Raw genomic sequence first — 20,112 nt, 5'->3', positions numbered from 1 at the left:
TGCACGGTTGGGTTTGTCGAAAAAATTGAAGAAACGTGAACACGATGAAGAGCATTTGGCGCAATAAGTACAGGCCGGCGAATCTGTTGCTGGCGGCCGGCGCGGCTTTCAGCAGCGCGGCGCACGCAGTCAACGATCTGCCCGGCGGCCCTTCGGTGCGCCAGTTGAATCTTCCGGTCGGCGTGACCAAGATCGCTCAGGAGCAGCATCTGCTCCACACGATCATGATGATCCTGTGCACGGTCATCTTCGTCGGCGTGTTCGCGGTGATGTTCTATTCCATCTGGAAGCACCGCAAGTCGGTGGGCCACAAGGCCGCCAACTTCCATGAATCGGTGGTGGTCGAGGTCATCTGGACCATCGTGCCCTTCCTCATCGTCATCGTCATGGCGCTGCCCGCCACCAAGGTGCTGGTGGCCCAGAAGGACACCACCAACGCCGACCTCACGATCAAGACCACGGGCTACCAGTGGAAGTGGGGCTACGACTACCTCAACGGCGAAGGCGAGGGCCTGGCCTTCATCTCCACGCTCGACAGCTCGCAGCGCGCCATGTCCGATGCGGGCGCCAAGGGCCAGATGCCCGACGACTACCTGCTCAAGGTCGACAACCCGCTGGTCGTGCCGGTGCAGAAGAAGATCCGCATCATCACCACCGCGAACGACGTGATCCACGCCTTCGCCGTGCCGCAGCTGGGCCTCAAGCAGGACGCCATTCCCGGCTTCGTGCGCGACACCTGGTTCCGCGCCGAAACCGTGGGCGACTACTACGGCCAGTGCCAGGAGCTGTGCGGCAAGGAACACGCCTACATGCCGATCCACGTGAAGGTGCTCTCGGCCGCCGACTACACGGCCTGGGTCGCCGCCAAGCGCAAGGAAGCCGCCGCCAAGCTCGACGACCCGACCAAGGTCTGGACCCTGCCCGACATGCTGGCGCGCGGCGAGAAGGTCTATGCCGCCAACTGCGCGGCCTGCCACCAGGCCAACGGCAAGGGCGCCGGTCCGATCAAGCCGCTCGATGGTTCGCCGAAGGTGACCGACGCCGACCACAAGGTCCAGCTGACGGTGCTGCTCAACGGCCAGAACAACGGCGCGATGCCTTCCTGGAAGCAACTTAGCGATACCGACCTCGCGGCCGTGGCCACCTACACCAAGAACAGCTGGTCGAACAAGACGGGCCAGCTGGTGCAGCCGGCCGAAGTGCTGGCCCTGCGCGCCAAGTGATGCGCGATCGCCCCGCGACGAAGAAATTGCAAGGAACCACGAAATGAGCGCAGTTCTCGACCCCCACGGTCACGCAGCAGGCCATGGCGACCACGCACACGACGATCACCACGATCACCATGCGCCCACCGGCTGGCGCCGCTGGGTGTTCGCCACCAACCACAAGGACATCGGCACGCTCTACCTGCTGTTCAGCTTCACGATGCTGATGGTGGGCGGCGTGCTTGCGCTCCTGATCCGTGCCGAGCTGTTCCAGCCCGGACTGCAACTGGTGAACCCCGAACTCTTCAACCAGTTCACCACCATGCACGGCCTGATCATGGTGTTCGGCGCGATCATGCCGGCCTTCGTGGGCTTCGCGAACTGGATGATCCCGCTGCAGGTGGGCGCATCCGACATGGCGTTCGCGCGCATGAACAACTTCAGCTTCTGGCTGCTGATCCCCGCGGCGCTGATGCTGGTGGGCTCGTTCTTCATGCCCGGCGGCGCGCCCGCCGCGGGCTGGACGCTGTACGCGCCGCTCACGCTGCAGATGGGCCCCTCGATGGACGCCGGCATCTTCGCGATGCACATCATGGGCGCGTCGTCGATCATGGGCTCGATCAACATCATCGTGACCATCCTGAACATGCGCGCCCCCGGCATGACGCTGATGAAGATGCCGATGTTCTGCTGGACCTGGCTCATCACCGCCTACCTGCTGATCGCCGTGATGCCCGTGCTCGCAGGCGCCATCACGATGACGCTGACCGACCGCCACTTCGGCACCAGCTTCTTCAACCCCGCCGGCGGCGGCGACCCGGTGATGTACCAGCACATCTTCTGGTTCTTCGGCCACCCCGAGGTCTACATCATGATCCTGCCGGCGTTCGGCATCATCAGCCAGGTGGTGCCGGCCTTCGCCCGCAAGAAGCTCTTCGGCTACGCCTCGATGGTGTACGCCACCTCGTCGATCGCCATCCTGTCGTTCATCGTGTGGGCTCACCACATGTTCACGACCGGCATGCCGCTGACCGGCCAGCTGTTCTTCATGTACGCGACCATGCTGATCGCGGTGCCCACGGCCGTGAAGATCTTCAACTGGATCGCGACCATGTGGCAGGGCTCGATGACCTTCGAGACGCCGATGCTCTTCGCCGTCGGCTTCATCTTCGTGTTCACCATGGGCGGTTTCACCGGCCTGATCCTGGCCGTCGCCCCCATCGACACGCAGCTGCAGGACACCTACTACGTCGTGGCGCACTTCCACTACGTGCTGGTGGCCGGCTCGCTGTTCGCCATGTTCTCGGGCTTCTACTACTGGGCTCCGAAGTGGACCGGCGTGATGTACAACGAGACGCGCGGCAAGGTGCACTTCTGGTGGTCGCTGATCTCGTTCAACGTGACCTTCTTCCCGATGCACTTCCTGGGCCTGGCCGGCATGCCGCGTCGCTATGCCGACTACCCGATGCAGTTCGCCGACTTCAATGCCGTCGCCTCGGTGGGCGCCTTCTTCTTCGGCTTCGCGCAGGTCTACTTCTTCCTGTTCATCGTGCTGCCCACGATGCGCGGCAAGGGCGAGAAGGCCCCGCAGAAGCCCTGGGAAGCGGCCGAGGGCCTCGAATGGGAAGTGCCTTCGCCGGCGCCCTTCCACACCTTCGAGAACCCGCCCAAGCTCGACGCGACCGCCACCAGGGTGATCGGTTGAGCGGATTCCCCGCACTTCGCACCGCACGATGACACCCGAACAGAAAAGGAACAACCGCCGCATGGGGCTCACGCTGGCCTCCATCGCGGTGGTGTTCTTCATCGGTTTCATCGTCCGCATGGTCTGGTTCAGCGGCCGCTGAACCGGCGCGCCGATCACGCGAAGCCAGCTTCAAGCAAGCAACGAACGGGAGCACAGCGCATGAGCCTCGGTCCACGCATCCGCCGCGCCAACGTCCGCATGGTCGGCAAGCTGGCCGTCGTGGCCTGCGGCATGTTCGCATTCGGCTACGCGCTGGTGCCGATGTACCGCGCGATCTGCGAGATGACGGGCATCAACATCCTCGCGCTCTCCGAGCTCGAGGTGCCGGGCGGCGCGAGCGGCGGCAAGAACGTGCGCGTGCCCGACAACACGCAGGTCGACAAGAGCCGCACCATCACTGTCGAGTTCGATTCCAACGTGCGCGGCGGCCTGTGGGACTTCAAGCCCGCGGAGCGGACCATCCAGGTGCACCCGGGCGAGCTCAACACGGTGATGTACGAGTTCCAGAACGTGCAGAACCGCCGCATGGCCGCGCAGGCCATCCCGAGCTATGCGCCGCAGCAGGCCGCGCCGTACTTCAACAAGCTCGAGTGCTTCTGCTTCAACCAGTACACGCTCGATCCGGGCGAGAAGAAGCAGTGGCCGGTCGCGTTCGTGATCGACCCGAAGATTTCCAAGGACGTGAAGACCATCACGCTGTCGTACACCTTCTTCGAGGTGGGCGGCAAGACGCCCGCGGCCCCGGTGGCCGCAGTTTCCGGCACCGCGAATGAGCCGCGCTCGTGACCGATCCGTCGAACCGGCCGAGGGCTTCGCTGTGGGACACGGTGAAGGCTGTGGGCTGGTCGTTCTTCGGCGTGCGCAAGAACAGCGCCTACCAGGAAGACCTGCGCAAGCTGAACCCACTGCACATCATCGCGGTGGCGTTCGTGGCGGTGGTGGTCTTCGTGGTCGTGCTCGTGCTGGTGGTGCGCCATGTGGTCGCATCGGCCGGTGCCTGACGCAGAAGAAGCCTTCCACGGCAAGCAGAATCCATTGAACCGAGAGAAGAAAGAGAGCCAGGAGCTGATATGAGTTCAACCACCCACGGCACCACGCCCTACTATTTCGTGCCGGGCCCCTCGGCCTATCCGGTCTCGGCCGCGATCGGTTTGTTCTTCGTGATCCTGGGCGCCGCGCAATGGATCAACGGCCACGAGTGGGGCGCATGGTCCCTGCTGGTCGGCATGGTGATCTGGCTCGGCACCCTCTTCGCGTGGTTCCGCGCCGCCATCGGCGAGAGCGAGAGCGGCCAGTACGGCCACAAGATCGACCTCTCGTTCCGCTGGAGCATGAGCTGGTTCATCTTCTCCGAAGTGATGTTCTTCGGCGCGTTCTTCACCGCGCTGTGGTGGGCCCGCACCCATGCGCTGCCCACGCTCGGCAGCCTCGACAATGCGCTGCTGTGGCCCGACTTCAAGGCCGTGTGGCCCAGCGTCGCGCCCGGCGCCACCGCTTCGCCGGCGGGCATCGTCGAGCCCTTCCAGACCGTCGGCCCGTTCTGGCTGCCCACGATCAACACCGCGCTGCTGCTGAGCTCGGGCGTCACGCTCACGATCGCCCATCACGCGCTGCGCGCCGGCCATCGCGCGCAGACCATCCGCTTCATGTGGCTCACCGTGCTGCTGGGCGTGATCTTCCTGGGCGTGCAGGGCTACGAGTACCACCACCTGTACACCGAGCTGAACCTCAAGCTCAGCTCGGGCACCTACGGCTCCACCTTCTTCATGCTGACCGGCTTCCACGGCCTGCACGTGTTCATCGGCATGCTGATGCTGCTGTTCATCACGCTGCGCCTGCGCAAGGGCCACTTCACGCCCGAGCGCCACTTCGGCTTCGAGGGCGCGGCCTGGTACTGGCACTTCGTGGACGTCGTCTGGCTCGGCCTGTACCTGCTGGTCTACTGGCTTTGAGCCGGGAAGCCAGGCCCTGTCACCCTTGCTTCATCGTGCGGCAGCGTTTCGCGATGGCATTTCATTGGTGACGGACGCTGGCGGCATTCCAGAAAAAAGGCGCCGGAAGGCGCCTTTTTCTTGGTTCTCCTGGCACGAGCATCATCTACTTGCCGAGCGGGAGCCCGGTTGGCTGGATGTATCCGAACTTCCAGGCGAGCAGCATGCAGAGGAACAAAAACACCGAGAGGCCGATCCGAAAGGTGAGCGCGCGCGCCATGCCGCCGCTCTTGGCGCGCCCGTTGCGCCCGTCCTTCAGCATGAAGTACAGGGCAAACGCGAGGCTCGCGAAGATGCCCACGAACACCAGGGCGACGAAGTATTTCATGACCCGCATTATCGGCCGCACCCCCCGTCCCCTCCAGTGAATCCCGTACCCCTGTATCCCGAAGAACGCCCACGCCGGGGCCGCTTCCTGGTCATCACCATTGCCGCCGCGATGACCGTGTCGGCCACCATTTCGCTCGGTCGCTGGCAGCTTTCGCGCGCCGCTCAGAAGGAGGCGCTGCAAGCCAGCATCGACGCCGAGAAGCAGAAGCCGCCGCTGACGCAGGCCGAGTTCCTCGCGCTCGGCAAGGGCTCCGATGCGCTGCACCGTGCGGTGCGCCTTCGCGGCCTCTGGCTGACGCCTCAGACCGTGTACCTCGACAACCGCCAGATGCACGGCACGCCCGGCTTCTACGTACTGACGCCCTTCGCCCTCGAGGGCACCGAGCAGACGGTGATGGTGCAGCGCGGCTGGATCCAGCGCAATTTCGTCGACCGCACGAAGCTGGAGCCGGTCGAGACGCCGGCGGGCATCGTGGAAGTGACCGGCCTCATCGAGCCGCCGCCGAGCCATCTGCTGGAACTGGGCTCCTCCGCTGCGGCGCCCACGGCCGCCGCTTCTGCTGCCGCTCCTTCGCCTGCCGCCGTCGCTTCGGCCCCCGAGGCCCAGGCCGCCGCTGCGGCACCGGTCGCCGAAGGGTATTCGCCCATCCGGCAGAATCTCGACCTGGAGGCCTTCCGTGCCGAGACCAAGCTGCCGCTGCGCACCGACGTATCGCTGCAGCAGAGCGGCCCGGCTTCCGAGGGCCTGCAGCGCGACTGGCCGGCCCCGGCGCTGGGCCTCGAGAGGCACTACGGTTACGCATTCCAGTGGTTCGGCCTGTCGGCCCTCGTCGTCATCCTCTATGTCTGGTTCCAATTCATCACGCCCCTCCGCCGCGCAAGGCGCCGCGCACGCGATGGCCGCTTCTGACGAGCCGCTGGGCCTGACGGTGCATTCGATGCCGTCGCCCAACCAGGCGCTCGACGGTGCGGAGGGCCGGCGCACGGCCATGGGGCGCTGGAAGATGATCGCGGTGATGCTGATGTGCGCCTCGCCGGTCATCGCCTCCTACTTCACCTACTACGTGATCCGGCCCGAGGGGCGCAGCGTCTATGGCGAGTTGATCGACCCGCAGCGCGAGCTGCCGAAGCTCACCGCCACCGACCGCAGCGGCGCGCCGGTGGAACTGAGCACGCTCAAGGGACAGTGGCTGCTGGTGACGGTGGCCGATGCCGCATGCGACACGCTTTGCGAGCAGCAACTCTACCTGGCGCGGCAGCTGCGCGAGAGCCTGGGGCGCGAGAAGGACCGCATGGACCGCGTCTGGCTCGTGAGCGATGCCGCTCCCGTGCCCGAGCGCCTGGACAACGGCCTGCACGGCGCGACCGTACTGCGCGTGCCGGCCGACCAGTTGGCGAAGTGGCTTGCACCTGCGCAAGGCCACTCCCTGGCCGAACACCTGTACGTGGTCGACCCCATGGGCAACTGGATGATGCGCTTTCCCGCCCGCATGGACGTCGCCGGCGCCGGCCGCGCCAAGCGCGACCTCGACCGCCTGCTGCGCGCTTCGGCGTCGTGGGACGAGCCCGGCCGCTGACGAAAGAAACGACGGACGCCGCATGGACAGCACGAGCTCGCTCTACGACCTGACGCCCATCGCCTGGCTCATGGCGGTCGGCGTGCTGATCGCGCTCGGCCCGCTGGTGTGGGTGTGGCGCCGCAATGCCGGCAGCGGCCCCGCGCGGCGGCTGCATGCGCTGACGGTGCTCACGCTCTTTCTCACCTTCGACCTCACGCTGTTCGGCGCCTTCACGCGGCTCACCGATTCGGGCCTGGGTTGTCCCGACTGGCCCGGCTGCTACGGCAACGCCAGCCCGCACGGCGCGCGCCACGAGATCGCGATGGCGCAGTCGGCGCAGCCGACCGGGCCGGTGACGCACAGCAAGGCTTGGGTCGAGATGGTCCATCGCTACCTGGCCACCGGGGTTGGGGTGCTGATCCTCACCCTCGCCGCGGCCACCTGGATCGTGCGCCGCCGGCAGCGCCTCGCACCGCCTTCCTCGACGGACGGAAGCGGGCACCATGCCACGCTGAGCGCCTGGTGGCCGGCCTTCACGCTGGTCTGGGTGTGCCTGCAGGGAGCCTTCGGCGCTCTCACGGTGACGTGGAAGCTGTTCCCGGCCATCGTCACGCTGCACCTGCTGGGCGCGGTGGTGCTGCTGGCGCTGTTGTGCATCCAGGCCGTCCACTACAGGCAGGCCGCGGCCGACCGGCTGCCCACCCCCGTGTCGCCCGCGCTGCGCAACGGCCTCATCGCGACCACCGTGCTGCTCGTGCTGCAGATCGCGCTGGGCGGCTGGGTCAGCACTAACTATGCAGTGCTGGCCTGCACGCAGTTCCCGACCTGCCAGGACAGCTGGTGGCCGCCCATGAACTTCGCCCAGGGCTTCGAGATCTGGCGCCACCTGGGCGTGACCGGTGACGGCCAACCGCTCGATTTTTCCGCGCTCACCGCCATCCACTACGCGCATCGGCTGATGGCCTATGCGGTGTTCGTCGCGCTCGGCGTGCTGGCCTGGCGCATGCGCCGCATCGTCGCGCTGCGGCCGCAGGCGCGATGGCTCGCCGGCCTCGCGCTGCTGCAGCTGGCCACCGGACTGGGCAACGTACTGCTGGGCTGGCCGCTGGCCGCGGCCGTGCTCCATACCGGCGGCGCGGCGGCGCTCGCCGTGGTGCTCACCTGGGCGCTGTGCGAGAGCCGGCGCGCCCCGGCAGCGCGGTCTGCGCATGCCGGCGAAAATGCGGCAGGTCACAACAACAGTCAGCGTCAGAGGAAGGCCGCCGCGTGAGCACCCCGATTTCCGTTCAGCAAACCGCCAGCACCAACGTGCTGCGCCAGTACTACGCGCTGACCAAGCCGCGCGTGGTGCAGCTGATCGTGTTCTGCGCGCTGATCGGCATGGTGCTGGCCATTCCCGGGCTGCCCTCATGGGCGGAACTGAAGCGCGCGGCCGTGGCCTGCATCGGGATCTGGCTGGTGGCCGGCGCCGCCGCGGCGTTCAACTGCCTGGTCGAGAAGGGCATCGACGCGAAGATGAAGCGCACCGCCTGGCGCCCCACGGCGCGCGGCGAGCTCAGCGACAGGCAGGCGCTGGTGTTCTCGGCGCTGCTGTGCGCGGCGGGTTCGGCGCTGCTGTGGTTCCTGGTCAATCCGCTGACCATGTGGCTGACTTTCGCCACCTTCGTGGGCTATGCGGTGATCTACACCGTGATCCTCAAGCCGCTCACGCCGCAGAACATCGTGATCGGCGGCGCCTCGGGCGCGATGCCGCCGGTGCTGGGCTGGGCCGCGATGACGGGCAGCCTCGATCCGGGGGCGTGGATCCTCTTTCTCATCATCTTCCTGTGGACGCCGCCGCACTTCTGGGCGCTGGCCCTCTACCGCGTGGAGGACTACCGCAAGGCAGGCCTTCCGATGCTGCCCGTGACGCACGGCAACGAGTTCACGCGGCTGCAGGTGCTGCTCTACACCTTCATCCTTTTCGCGGCCTGCCTGATGCCCTTCATCCACGGCATGAGCGGCTGGCTGTACCTGGCGGTGGCGGTCGCGGTGAGCATCGGCTTCACCGGCTACGCGTTCGCGCTGTGGCGCAACTACTCCGACATGCTGGCGCGCAAGACCTTCCGTTTCTCGCTGATCCACCTGAGCGTGCTGTTCCTGGCGCTGCTCGTGGATCACTACATCCAGTGAGTGAGCATCAAGTTTCAATGAACAAGCGCAACGCTCTTCGGCTGATGGCTGCAGGCGCAGGCTGGGCAGGCATCAGCGCCGCGCTCGGCCTGGGCCTTGCGGCGTGCAGCGAAGAAACCAGGCAGAGCTTCAATGCCGTCGACATCACCGGCGCCGACTACGCCAAGAACTTCTCGCTGAAGGACGCCGACGGCAAGGTCCGCACCCTGGCCGACTTCAAGGGCAAGCTGGTCGTGCTGTTCTTCGGCTACGCGCAGTGTCCGGACGTCTGCCCGACCACCATGACCGAGATGGCGCAGGTCAAGCAGCAGCTCGGCAAGGACGGCGACAAGCTGCAGGTGCTGTTCATCACCGTCGACCCGGCGCGCGACACGCCCGAGGTGCTCAAGGCCTACATGGGCGCGTTCGACCCGAGCTTCGTCGCGCTGATTCCCACGGCCGACGAGCTCGCAGCCGTCGCGAAGGACTACAAGGTCTACTACAAGAAGGTCGACGGCAAGACGCCGACCAGCTACTCGATGGACCACTCCGCCGCCAGCTACGTCTACGACACGCAGGGCCGGCTGCGGCTCTACGCGCGCTACGGCGCGGGCGTGGCGCCGATGGTGTCCGACCTGAAGACGCTGCTGGCTTCCTGAGAGGGGCCCCCGCCTGATGTCCGCCACCGATCCGCTCGGGCACCTGAAGGGGCGCAAGGGCGCCTTCCGCATCGCGCTCATCCCGCCCGAGGTGCTCGATGCCCTCAACGACGGGCTGATCGAAACCGTCAACCTCAACGAGTTCCTCGCGCTCGAACTGCCGCGGCTGGCGCGCAGCGTTGCGGGCCAAATCGGCCTCGATGCGCAGAGCGAGCGGCTGGCCGACACGATCGCGATGCTGGGCGCCTTCAAGCCGATGCAGCGGCATGGGCACATCGCCCGCGCCCTCTACGACCTGGCCGCGCTGCACGACGAGCGTGATGCCGTCGCGCACCGGCTGGCCACCCATGCGAGCGACGTGGCGCGCAGCTGGGCGGCGCAGTGGGTCACGCTTTCGGGCCTGCCGCTGGCGGCGCAGCTGGAGTCGGTGCGCCGATTCGCGGCCGACCCGCATTTCGGCGTACGCGAGATCGCGTGGATGGCGGTGCGCGACGCGGTGAATGCATCGCTCGACGAAGCGCTGGTGCTGCTGCAGCCGTGGGTGCTCGATGCCGACCCCAACATCCGCCGCTTCGCCAGCGAACTCACGCGGCCGCGCGGCGTGTGGTGCGCGCAGATCGAGGCGCTCAAGGCCGAGCCCTGGCGCGCCCTGCCGCTGATCGAACCGCTGCGCGCCGACACCAGCCGCTATGTGCAGAACTCGGTGGCGAACTGGCTCAACGATGCGAGCAAGAGCCAGCCCGAGTGGGTCGAAAAGCTCTGCGCACGATGGCTGGCGGAGTCGGATGCCGCCGAGACCCGCTACATCGCGAAGCGGGCGCTGCGGACGCTCTCGAAATGAAAAAAGCCCGGCAGGGCCGGGCTTCGTTCGTGAAGGGCAGGAGGGAAGAAGGAAAGGCTTACGCGTATTCCGCGAGCGCCTTCTTCATCTTCTTCATGGCCGCCACCTCGATCTGACGGATGCGCTCGGCGCTCACGCCGTACACGGCAGCCAGGTCGTGCAGCGTCATGCCGCCCGAACCGTCGTCGTTGACCTTGAGCCAGCGCTCTTCAACGATGCGGCGGCTGCGGTCGTCCAGCGCTTCGAGCGCGGTCGCGATGCCGTCGCTCGACAGGCGGTCGCGCTGCTGCGATTCGAGCAGGGCGGTGGGTTCCTGCGAGGCATCGGCCAGGTAGGCGATCGGGCCGAAGGCTTCGTCGCCGTCGTCGGTCGGGCCCGGATCGAGCATCACGTCGCCGCCGGAGAGGCGGGTTTCCATCTCGAGCACTTCCTCGGGCTTCACATTCAGGCGGGTCGCCATCTGCGAGACCTCGTCGGGGCTCAGGGTGTCGCGGTGCGTGCCGGTGTCGGCAAGGGCCGAGTCGGCCTTGAAGCCCTGCTTCATCGAGCGCAGGTTGAAGAACAGCTTGCGCTGGGCCTTGGTCGTCGCGACCTTGACCATGCGCCAGTTCTTCAGGATGTACTCGTGGATCTCGGCCTTGATCCAGTGCATCGCGTAGCTCACGAGCCGCACGCCCTGGTCGGGGTCGAAGCGCTTCACGGCCTTCATGAGGCCGACGTTGCCTTCCTGGATCAGGTCGCCGTGCGGCAGCCCGTAGCCCAGGTACTGGCGGGAGATGGAAACCACGAGGCGCAGGTGCGAAAGAACCAGCGCGCCGGCGGCTTCGAGATCGTTGTGGTCGCGCAGCTTGCGTGCGTAGCCCTGCTCTTCCTCGAGCGTGAGCATCGGCAGGCGGTTGGCGGCCGAAATGTAGGCGTCCAGGTTGCCCAGCGGGGGAACCATCGACCAGGGGTTGGCGACGGCCAGCTGGTTTGCAGAGACTCCAGACAGGGTTGTCATCAGGGGAAACTCCTTTGTGTTGGCCATATTAGCACTCGGTTAGAGGGAGTGCTAATCCAAGGGTTCCCTTGAATTTCTATTGTCGGTTTTCACTGAGTTTGGAATTTTTTTCACTGGGAACGGAACTCCAGTTTCTTTGAAATCAACAACTTGGCGCTGCTCTGGCTTCTGGCGGCACCGATAAAACACTGCGTTCGACCGTAGCAACGGGGCAAAGATCCCGGGTTCTTTTCGGATAAGTTGATATATTACCCGGATAAAATAATGAGGAGCGTTGGAATTTTGTGGCCCTAGTCGAGGTTGGGCATCGCGGCTATCTGGCTGAGGCAATTGCCCGCAGTTGTGCACGAGCGGCCTCCGCCCGAAAGTGAGGAATTACCCAGTTGTGATGTGTCTGGCGATATCGCCCATAGTGAGCCCGAGCGACTGTGCGCACTGCTGAGACGATTTCGGGGTCGAACCGCACCGCCTTGATGGCGATGTCACCACTCGGGAGTTCTTTGATCGAGATCCAGCGTCCGCGCATCGTCACGATTTCCTCGGGTAGGAACTGTCGCTGCGCCGCCAGCGCGGCAGGTGACAATGTTGGTAGTTGCTCCGCCATCGCCGTGTCATCCAGCCGGACCGGCCAGAGCCAATACTTGCAAGCGGTGTTTTCCAGGACGACTCGCTTGACCTGGGTCACGTCAAAAGCGGAGGGTGTGAACGCCCGCAGGTCAATCTCCAGCGCGGGTAGTTGCATGTTCTCGTATGTCCGGCGCTTTTCCAAGTCGCAGAAGGAAGAGTAGGCGATCTCGATTGCCACACCAACACCATCTGTTGTGGTCGCGAGCAAGTCAGGTCGCCGATCATCAATGGCGACTTCCTCTTTGATGTTCGCGCACGCCAAGAGGATAGAAGACGCTCGGTCGTCACCGAAGCCGAGCGCTTGTGCCACGGCCGCAGTTACTGGTACAACAAGGCCGCCTGCCTCAAGGATCACGCGTTTGGCGAAGCGATGCAGATCCGACTCGTAGTTGGATGCACACGGCTCGATGTTGGGGCTGTGTGCGAAATGGTGTTCGCGCTTGTCCCCCTGGCGTGCTAGGACGACCTCACCGCAAATCGCGCATCGGCAGTCGCAGGCAAGGCCACGCTCGACTTCTGTGATGTGGACGAAACGATTCGAGGCGTGCAGTGCAAACAGTGACAACATAGGGGCTCCAAGAGTTGAGTTGAGGTGCCCCAGTGTTGCGATCCGAACTCTCACCAACCAGCCACCAACCGGTTGCCAACGGGTTGCCGGCTGTGCGGGAATTGCTGCCGTGCTTCCGCGATTGGCTCGCAACTCAGCGTGACGAGGCCAAGGCGCTGACGTTGCTGCGGGCCTTGACCGATGAGTCGCTCAAAGTCGCGGGTTCCACTGATTTGCAGCAATTGGAATTCGATGCGCTTGACCTCGCCCAGGCATGCCAATGGCCAGAGTGCGATGACTTCGATGCCGCCTCCAGGAAGATCAAGAGTGCCAATCTGGAGAAGTACCTCTCGAGTCGAGCTGCAGACCAGGAGGCATTCTTTGTGCGGCACGGCCTTCAGCATGCGCTGCGAGTCTGCAAGCGCTCACCCTCGGGTCGCCATCGCGCGCAATGGTCTCTGGAGCCGTATTTATTGGGATCCCCAGTGGGGATCATTGACGCGCAAAGCGACAACGAACTGGTTGAGGCGAGGTTGGGTGCGGATGGCGCGCAAATAGAGTACGACTACGCGGTTGCCGGCACCGTGAGGCCATCATGGCTAGCGCGTCCGCTTTTTGGAAGCGGCTGGTTTAAGACAAGGTCGCTTCGAGGCCTGTTGTTTGCGTGCACTGGCCTCGCGCCGATGGTATGTGTTGCCGGCTTGGTCGCGACTGTATGGCTGATGCTTTTTGTGAGGCGGCCGGTCACCACGGCGGATCTGGCCTTCTTAGTCTTCGGTGCTGGGCTAGGCTGGATGCTCTGGAGCTCGATTCGCAGCCTTTGGTGGCTATTGGCGGATCGGATCATTCCCGTCGCGGACGTTCTGCTAGGGTGGAGCGAGGCGCCAGCCCAGTTGGAGAGCTTTAAGGATGGCAACGCGCGCATCGTCGGCATGGTTCGATACAGCGCCACCTGCCCTGTCTGCGCTGCTGCGGTTGAACTGCGCTATGGCGAGGGCAACGAGCGACGCAGACTCTTCGGCTGCTGCGTCGAGGCACCTCAGGAGCATGTCTTTACTTTCGATCGAGTGACGAGGCGTGGCAGACGCGTCAGATAAGTCAGCTGACTAGGTTTCATAACCGAGAACCGACCGCAGTTCATAGTGGCGCGTTGTTGCGGTGTTCGTCATGCAGTTCTCGCAGACGACCGCATCAGACTGACAGCGGTCTGTCATCCCTTTTACGATGGAAGACTGCTGTTCGGAAGAACGGGCAGTCGAAACCTGCCGCGAGCCAGCGCTGAACATTAAGACATGCCCGTTGCTCGGCAACCAGGCCGTTTCAGCCGCCCACGCTTAGCGGGCAGGCTATAGAGGAGCAGATCAGGAAGCGGACATGCGCCCACTGAAATGAAGGCGCGTTGGAACACTTTGATCTCGATAGTTCTTGCACAGAAATCAATACTGTTCAAAAATACAGTTCTATGCCTATGTGACTCTTTCTAGGAGGGTGCTGTGTCCAGCTACATCTTCATCTCGCCCAAGTCTGATCCCGGCATGGGCCACCCGCTGGCCGACCCGTTACTCACCTCCGGGTCGCGCCCGACCATGGGCTCTTGTAGGCCTGACCTACGCCGCCTCGTGCGCCCTGGCGACCAGATCTTCGTGATCAGCGGCAGCATGGGGCCAAAGCACCGGCAATACGTGATCGGTGGCTTGGAGATCGCAGAGAAGCTTGAAGACCAGCTCGCCGCCTTGCGAAAGTTTCCCGAGAACGCCCTGCGCTTCGACGCGGGCAAGAAGATGGGCAACATCATCGTGACCCCCGATGGCTACCAGCACCCTCAGGACACCCACAAGCCGGAGTCCTTCGAGAACCGAATCAAGAACTACCTAGTGGGGCAGAACCCCGTGGTGCTCGAGACCCCGCGCGAGGTCGAGCTGGGGCGCGAGCGGACCATCGACATTCTCTCGAGCCTCTTCGACCGCTCCGGGCCGCGCGTGGCCCAGATCGTGGGGCGCCACCGCAAGCTCACCGACGAGCAGGCGGACCGGCTGCGCCGGGAGTTGATGGACATTAAGCGCGAGGCGGCGGCGTGATGAACATCGGCGAGCACTTGGCCAGCCGCAAGCTCGCCGCCGACCAGATCGCCGCGAAGGCGAAGCTACCGTCCGAGCGCTTCGCGCAGATCGCGGCCGGCGCCGACGCAAGCCTGGCGGAGATGCGCGCCATCGCCAAAGCCATGCGCTTGCCTTTGGAGAGCTTGCTGGATGCGGAGCCCGCCGAACCCGTTAAGGCGCTGTTCCGCCACACGCTAGGGCAACGCGAGGTTGAAGTCTCCTCGGAGGTCGACGTCGTGTCCGCCCAGGTCCGCGACGCGCTGGCGATCGCACGAGGCATGCCCCGCAACACCGCGTGGCTCAATCTGTTCCGGGGCATGGAGCCGAAGTTCGAGGCGGCTGAAGAATTTGCGCAGCTTTTCCGCAAGGCTTTCGCTGGCCTCGATGACAAGGAGCCCTTTCCGCGCCTGCCGCAAGTCGCCCACGAGCTCGGCGTCATCGTCCTCTATTCGCGCGACTCGGCCATCGAAGGGGTGTCTGTCATCGTCGAGGGCTACGCGTTGATGATCTTAGGCGCGCGCGCGTTCAAGCCGCGCCTGCTCTTCACCATGGCCCACGAGTTCGGGCACTTGGTCGCCCACCACGACGATCAGGCGAGCGGCTATGCGCACTTTGATCGTCAAGAGGACTTCGACGGCATTCCAGGCGTTCCGCGCAAGCTCGAGGAAAAGTTCGCCGACGCTTTCGGCTCGGCCCTCGTGCTGCCGCGCCACGGCGTGCTGCTGGCGATAAAGACAATTCGAGAGCAACTCGGGGCCAAGGGCCCGCTGGGCGACATCGAGATCTTGTGGCTGGCACACCTGTTCCACGTCAGCTTCGAGGTCGCAGCGCGCAGATGTGAAGGCCTGGGCTTGGTGCCGCCGCGCGGTGCGCGCGCCATGTATCAAAAGCTGCAGGAGGACTACAAGAATCCCGAGCGGCGCGCCGCAGAGCTGGGCATCCCGCCGCGCCCGGACATCCCGGTGGACGCCTCCCCTGCGCTCCTGCAGGCGGCGGCGCGTAAGGTGAGGGCCGGGGAGATTTCGGTAGGGCGCGCTGCGGAACTCCTCAACGTCCCGGTCTCCGCGCTGTTCGTTGCCAACGCCGAAATAGCCGCGTGATCCGGATCCTGGATGCCTCAACCCTCCTGAACCTCGCCAACGGCGAAGTCCTTTCGAAAGTCCTGCGCCTTCCGGGCACATCGTTCCAAGTGAGCGGCGTCGTGCGCGACGAGTCGCGCACCGTCGCGGAGGCGATCGACGCGGCTGTCGCGGCCGGACGTCTCGCACTGGTCGACGACAAGTTGATCAGCGTCTCGCGCTTCCTCAAGGCGAAAGCGGAGTGGCAATTGGACAATGGCGAGACCGAGTGCATCCTGGCCGCAGCGGAGGTAGGCTCCTCGGTCGCCTGCGACGACAAAGCTGCGCGCAAGGTGATCGTGAAAGTTCTTGGTGAAGATCGCCTCACCGGCTCCATTGGCCTTTTGCGCGAAGCGGTGAAGGCGGGGCTACTCACTCAGGCAGAGGCGTTCGCCGCCTACCGCCTGATGCGCGAGCGGGGAGGCTTCCTACCTGCAATCGACGTAGCCGAGTTCTAGCTCAGATCGTCTCCGGGCGCAGCCCTAGCTTGTCGTTGCGCAAGGGGTTGGGCGCGAGCGTCGCGAGAGCCTGACGCACGCCTGCGAAAGGATTAGCGATCGTCTTCTTCATTTGACCGCGGGCGCCAAAGGAGAGCCCGCACGAGCCGCAACGATGCTCGATGTGAGGCGTGAACGCGTGTTCGCCTTCGTCAAAGTGATGATCTCCGCAGCCGGGGCAGACCAGATCCAGAACTCTGCCCTCCAGGTGCGGCATGGCCGACTGCGCCATGAAGGCGCGCACGTGCGTTGCGTTGAGCACCACACCGTCGATCTCAACCTCGGTGAACGTGTCGTCCAAGCCGCTGGGCATCTCTTCGTCGGCGGTCTTGAAGGCGTGCACGTGGATGCCATCCTCCTCGGCACGCGCCGAGGTCCACAGGATTGCAGGATTCGAGCCCCAGATCTGAATGCCCCCGGGGAAGTCGCGCTGCTTGAACTTGACCTTCTTCTTCGCAGGTGCGAGCTTGGGTTTCTGCGCGCCCAGCATATGCCTCACGGTGGCCAAGGGATTGCCCACGCCCGCGCCGCTATCGGAGAACTGCTTGCCGCACCCGTGGCACTGGTGGCGCCGGTGCGCATGGACGGCGAACCAGTCGCGGTCTAGGTGCGGGAAGCCGCAGTAGGTGCAGTTGACCGTAATCGTCTGGAACCCGAACACGGCTGAAACCATGTAGTTGATGGCGTCGATTTCGTCGACCTCCGCCCACCCATCCGAGAGCAAGTCCTTGGCGAGCGGGATACGCAGCTTGCGATACGTCCGGTCAATCACTTTCACCCCGCTTTTTTCGAGCCGGGCGTGCACGTGAATGCCCCGGTCGATGGGCTTGTTCGTGGTGTCGTAGACGGCGGGCACGGATCCCCACAACGCGATGCCGCCGGGGTAGCAGCGGAAGTCCAAGTCCAGCGTGTCTTCGGGCGCGATCGGCTCGTCGTCAGCCGCCACGCACCTCTCCGCAGGGGTGCCGTATTTAGCCGTGGCGTTAGCGTGATGCCCAAGGCACCAATACCGAGTCCCGCCGTCTCGGCGCCGGCCCACAGGGACGATGTTGCAACTCATCGAGAAAGCTTACTCCACTTGCGCGTCCGGTCGCCGTCGCGCCATGGAGCGGACGGACAGACGTCAGGACGGAGTGCACCGTGAGGTAGAAGACGTCGAAGAACGCGGAGAGATCATTACCTTCTATTAGCGCCTGCTTCTAGAAATCGAGCGGACTGTTGCACCGGAGGCTTGACTGACGCAAGCGCTGCGTAGCCGTCTTTCGCGTCCATCCACTTCAGACCGGTTGCTGACGCTGATCAGGAAGGGACCAAGCAGCTGTGCGCCCCAAGCGGACTCTCGAGCATGCTCGCTTATGAATCACGCAGGTAGATGGGGGCGCGTCGGACTTTGCCAAAGCCCCTTAGCGTCTAACTCGATGTCGACCGGCTCCAACTCCAGAAGCCCGCGCTGCGGGAAGTCGTACTCCGTAAGTAAGCTCAGATCACTTGAGCGCGAAAAACGATTGTTGCAACGCCAGATTATCGAGGCACCCGGCCAAGATGGCAGGTGAAGTCACGCTCTTGCCGGGGAAACGCAAGACCAAGGTCCCCAGCGCAAAAACGTACGCCGTGAGCATGAGGTAGTAATAGCTTTCATACCGTTCCTGGTTGGCTTTGCTGGTTCGGAAGGGACTGATCACAGCACCATGTGCGCGCTCGTTGCGGACCGTGAAGAGGAGCAGAGAGAGGATGACCTTCATCCGCGTCTGGGCCGGAATTTCATTGGTGGTCAGGTTAAGAACTGCTGCGGACGCCTTCTTTTTGCGGGTGCCGGGCCTACCAGAAAGGTACAGGCGCAGAAAAGATCCGGCCTTAGGAATGTTGACGCCGAAGTCTTGCAGCGTGTTTCCGCTGGAGTCAGTCGAATACTTCTGGCAGAAGGCGTTGTAGAGCGCCTGCCCCATCGCAGTCTCAGCCCGATCTTTCAGCTGGTTAGGCTTCTCGCCCTGCCCAAGATGAGCCTGAAGAAGACGCTTTGCCAGGAAATCAACCGTGACACGCGGGATGGCTTGGCCTAGCTGTTTGGTGATTTCTTCCCATGAAGTCGAGTCCTGTGCGAGCAAGGCAGCAGGCAGGTTCTCCATCACGCCACGCAGGCCCTTACCCTGCGCCAGGTGCCTCTGAGCGAGATCCATGACCTTGACGCAATGATCGAACAGGTAGTCGGGCCGGTTCGGCAAGGCGTCCAAGCCGTCGATCAAGTGACCAATGCATCGCTGGTAGGCCGGATTGGAGTCGGCGGCGAGCGCAATCGTCTGGAACGGAGCCAGGCCGTTCTGGGAAGCGATTTTGTTCTTGAACTCGGCTTCTGCCTGGAACTCTGTGGCGACCGGCCAAACGTTATGCGCTACAACACGACGCCCTTTGAAGTCCATGCTTCCTCCCTACTTGTTTGTTCGAGCATACCGCACAGCTTGGTTGGAATTGACGCGTCGAAGGCTGTCCCTCGTGCGGATGCCCAGCGTGGCTGGCATCTGGCCGACTGCTCTCATATAGTTATCAGGATGAATGGAAACCGGACCGAGATTGCGCTGGTCGCGCGGGGCATGCCAAGCGACCAGGCTGCTCACTTGCGCGCGCGCGGTTGGACTGCTGCCAAGCTCCAAACCGCGACCAATGCGGAACTGAGCGCGCTGGGCATTTCCGAGACGGTCATGAGAAATCTGCGCGCCGGGGCCAGGCCCGCGATCCCATCCGATATCCTGAATCAGGTACTGTATGCAAACCGTTGGGCCTGCTGTGTCTGCCGCATTCCAGGTCGGCCAGTCATCGTCCACCACATCGAGCCTTGGGCGAAGACTCATGACCACACGGCGGGGAACCTGGCCGTATTGTGCGCAGAGCACCACGGTGAAGCCCACTCGACGCGCGATCTACAGATCTCACTGACCGCAGCTCGGCTGCGCGACTTCAAGCGGCGTTGGGAAGAACAGGCTGGGCGAGACGACGCACAAGCGATCCAGATGGGCACGCAGCTGCAGTCCGATCAGTGGAACTACTTCAATCACCTGCGCCTAGCCGAGCTTGCACGTGCAAACGGTGTCGATCTTGCCGGCTTGCCGGGGCGAGTTCAGGCCGAGCGCGCCGGCGTGTGCAACGAGGACGGCGACATCACGGCGACAGCGCCAGACGGCGGCTACATCTACGACGGATCGCATCGCATGGCACTCTACCGGTACGCCAAGGCGATGCTCTATGAGGTGCTCAGCTGTACGGCCGTCAGGAACATTTCCGACGATCTGGATCGTGGGCCCTTGAAGGCGGCCGTGCTGCCGGGCGACCTTATCTATGTTCAGGGGCGCCACATCTTCGAAGACATTCTGCAAGCGCCAGCGAACATGCAGGCTGTCCGCGCGCGGCGATCAGCCAACCGCGTGGAGGTCACTTTCGACTTCGACCGCCGAGAGGCAACCTCCAATTCGGCGTGGACTGGTTGGCTGCGTGGCGCACAAGACATCGGTAGCCTCGTCCAGGTCAAGACGTTAAAGCGTGGGGACGGGGGCAAGCTGCATATCATTGGTACTGTGATCGGCATGCGGAATGCTCTGGAGGGTCTGAAGACGCGCACTTATGAAGCGGGGCTCTACAAATCCGGCTTGATCAGGCCCTTCGGCGGCTGGGACGATGAAGAGTCCGATGACATCGGGGAATGGGACGACACCGACGCCGAATAGATCCAGTGCGAAAAAGGTGCCCGCG

General features: G+C 64.1%; 22 protein-coding genes. 17 read left to right on the top strand and 5 right to left on the bottom strand.

From position 1 onward, the window contains the following. Positions 1-44 precede the first annotated feature (44 nt). From coxB to G369_RS0121530, 6 genes are all read left to right on the top strand, one after another. Entirely contained in the window at positions 45-1,223 is a 1,179-nt protein-coding gene (gene coxB, locus G369_RS0121555) for a cytochrome c oxidase subunit II (RefSeq protein WP_019656113.1), read from the top strand. A 43-nt stretch (positions 1,224-1,266) separates the two neighbouring features. Then, complete coding sequence (ctaD, locus tag G369_RS0121550) at positions 1,267-2,910, top strand: cytochrome c oxidase subunit I (protein WP_019656112.1); 1,644 nt, start codon at positions 1,267-1,269, stop codon at positions 2,908-2,910. Between the two features lie 28 nt (positions 2,911-2,938). Next, positions 2,939-3,052, top strand: coding sequence for a cytochrome oxidase small assembly protein (locus G369_RS39525; RefSeq protein WP_019656111.1), 114 nt, complete (start codon positions 2,939-2,941; stop codon positions 3,050-3,052). Between the two features lie 59 nt (positions 3,053-3,111). Then, positions 3,112-3,738: a cytochrome c oxidase assembly protein gene (locus G369_RS0121540; RefSeq protein ID WP_019656110.1), complete on the top strand. Its 627-nt coding sequence runs from the start codon at positions 3,112-3,114 to the stop codon at positions 3,736-3,738. Continuing rightward, on the top strand, positions 3,735-3,953 hold the full coding sequence (locus tag G369_RS0121535; protein ID WP_019656109.1) for a DUF2970 domain-containing protein: 219 nt from the start codon (positions 3,735-3,737) through the stop codon (positions 3,951-3,953). The genes G369_RS0121540 and G369_RS0121535 overlap by 4 nt, the downstream gene beginning before the upstream one ends. A 69-nt stretch (positions 3,954-4,022) precedes the next feature. Continuing rightward, positions 4,023-4,904 carry a cytochrome c oxidase subunit 3 gene (locus tag G369_RS0121530; protein ID WP_019656108.1) on the top strand — a complete coding sequence of 294 codons (882 nt, stop codon included), beginning with the start codon at positions 4,023-4,025 and terminating at the stop codon, positions 4,902-4,904. A gap of 145 nt (positions 4,905-5,049) precedes the next feature. On the opposite strand, the gene G369_RS0121525 is transcribed toward G369_RS0121530, so the two are convergent. Further along, positions 5,050-5,280, bottom strand: a complete 231-nt coding sequence (locus G369_RS0121525; RefSeq protein WP_019656107.1) for a twin transmembrane helix small protein — start codon at positions 5,278-5,280, stop codon at positions 5,050-5,052. A gap of 27 nt (positions 5,281-5,307) precedes the next feature. Between G369_RS0121525 and G369_RS0121520 the strand changes: the two genes are divergently transcribed. From G369_RS0121520 to G369_RS0121495, 6 genes are read left to right on the top strand one after another with little or no spacing between them, the layout of a single operon-like run. Further along, positions 5,308-6,183 (top strand): SURF1 family protein, encoded by an 876-nt coding sequence (locus G369_RS0121520; RefSeq protein ID WP_020723206.1) that lies wholly within the window; start codon positions 5,308-5,310, stop codon positions 6,181-6,183. Continuing rightward, positions 6,170-6,850 carry an SCO family protein gene (locus G369_RS0121515; protein ID WP_019656105.1) on the top strand — a complete coding sequence of 227 codons (681 nt, stop codon included), beginning with the start codon at positions 6,170-6,172 and terminating at the stop codon, positions 6,848-6,850. The genes G369_RS0121520 and G369_RS0121515 overlap by 14 nt, the downstream gene beginning before the upstream one ends. 22 nt (positions 6,851-6,872) lie before the next feature. Continuing rightward, the gene (locus G369_RS0121510) at positions 6,873-8,102 is read left to right on the top strand and encodes a COX15/CtaA family protein (RefSeq protein ID WP_019656104.1); all 1,230 of its coding nucleotides are present in this window, start codon (positions 6,873-6,875) and stop codon (positions 8,100-8,102) included. After that, positions 8,099-9,004: a heme o synthase gene (cyoE, locus tag G369_RS0121505; protein WP_019656103.1), complete on the top strand. Its 906-nt coding sequence runs from the start codon at positions 8,099-8,101 to the stop codon at positions 9,002-9,004. The genes G369_RS0121510 and cyoE overlap by 4 nt, the downstream gene beginning before the upstream one ends. Positions 9,005-9,021: 17 nt before the next feature. Continuing rightward, positions 9,022-9,642 (top strand): SCO family protein, encoded by a 621-nt coding sequence (locus tag G369_RS0121500; RefSeq protein WP_019656102.1) that lies wholly within the window; start codon positions 9,022-9,024, stop codon positions 9,640-9,642. Positions 9,643-9,658: 16 nt separating this feature from the next. Then, entirely contained in the window at positions 9,659-10,483 is an 825-nt protein-coding gene (locus G369_RS0121495) for a DNA alkylation repair enzyme (RefSeq protein WP_019656101.1), read from the top strand. Positions 10,484-10,541: 58 nt separating this feature from the next. Here the strand turns inward: G369_RS0121495 and rpoH are convergent, their stop codons facing one another. Continuing rightward, on the bottom strand, positions 10,542-11,483 hold the full coding sequence (gene rpoH / locus G369_RS0121490) for an RNA polymerase sigma factor RpoH (protein ID WP_019656100.1): 942 nt from the start codon (positions 11,481-11,483) through the stop codon (positions 10,542-10,544). 313 nt (positions 11,484-11,796) lie between these two features. Then, positions 11,797-12,678, bottom strand: coding sequence for a competence protein CoiA family protein (locus tag G369_RS0121485; protein WP_157773756.1), 882 nt, complete (start codon positions 12,676-12,678; stop codon positions 11,797-11,799). Between the two features lie 32 nt (positions 12,679-12,710). Here G369_RS0121485 and G369_RS37170 point away from each other — a divergent pair, with 32 nt between their 5' ends. The 4 genes from G369_RS37170 (at position 12,711) to G369_RS0121465 (ending at position 16,332) form a co-directional block, all read left to right on the top strand. After that, a complete protein-coding gene (locus G369_RS37170) occupies positions 12,711-13,754 on the top strand; it encodes a hypothetical protein (protein ID WP_157773755.1) in 1,044 nt (347 codons plus the stop codon). Between the two features lie 396 nt (positions 13,755-14,150). Beyond that, positions 14,151-14,735, top strand: a complete 585-nt coding sequence (locus G369_RS36125) for a hypothetical protein (RefSeq protein ID WP_019656097.1) — start codon at positions 14,151-14,153, stop codon at positions 14,733-14,735. Next, positions 14,735-15,856 carry an ImmA/IrrE family metallo-endopeptidase gene (locus G369_RS0121470; RefSeq protein ID WP_019656096.1) on the top strand — a complete coding sequence of 374 codons (1,122 nt, stop codon included), beginning with the start codon at positions 14,735-14,737 and terminating at the stop codon, positions 15,854-15,856. Before G369_RS36125 ends, G369_RS0121470 begins: the two co-directional genes overlap by 1 nt. Continuing rightward, positions 15,853-16,332: a PIN domain-containing protein gene (locus G369_RS0121465; RefSeq protein ID WP_019656095.1), complete on the top strand. Its 480-nt coding sequence runs from the start codon at positions 15,853-15,855 to the stop codon at positions 16,330-16,332. Before G369_RS0121470 ends, G369_RS0121465 begins: the two co-directional genes overlap by 4 nt. Before the next feature lies 1 nt (position 16,333). On the opposite strand, the gene G369_RS0121460 is transcribed toward G369_RS0121465, so the two are convergent. Further along, positions 16,334-17,317, bottom strand: a complete 984-nt coding sequence (locus G369_RS0121460; protein ID WP_020723203.1) for a hypothetical protein — start codon at positions 17,315-17,317, stop codon at positions 16,334-16,336. A gap of 538 nt (positions 17,318-17,855) precedes the next feature. Continuing rightward, entirely contained in the window at positions 17,856-18,788 is a 933-nt protein-coding gene (locus tag G369_RS0121455) for a hypothetical protein (RefSeq protein ID WP_019656093.1), read from the bottom strand. A 129-nt stretch (positions 18,789-18,917) separates the two neighbouring features. Between G369_RS0121455 and G369_RS0121450 the strand changes: the two genes are divergently transcribed. After that, positions 18,918-20,087 carry an HNH endonuclease signature motif containing protein gene (locus tag G369_RS0121450; RefSeq protein WP_019656092.1) on the top strand — a complete coding sequence of 390 codons (1,170 nt, stop codon included), beginning with the start codon at positions 18,918-18,920 and terminating at the stop codon, positions 20,085-20,087. The last annotated feature ends 25 nt before the right edge of the window (positions 20,088-20,112 follow it).

Origin of the sequence: Variovorax atrisoli 110B, from assembly GCF_000382045.1 — a bacterium.
GTDB lineage: Bacteria > Pseudomonadota > Gammaproteobacteria > Burkholderiales > Burkholderiaceae_C > Variovorax > Variovorax atrisoli.
Note: the sequence above shows the minus strand (reverse complement) of the source record. Positions and strands in the feature narration are given on the sequence as shown.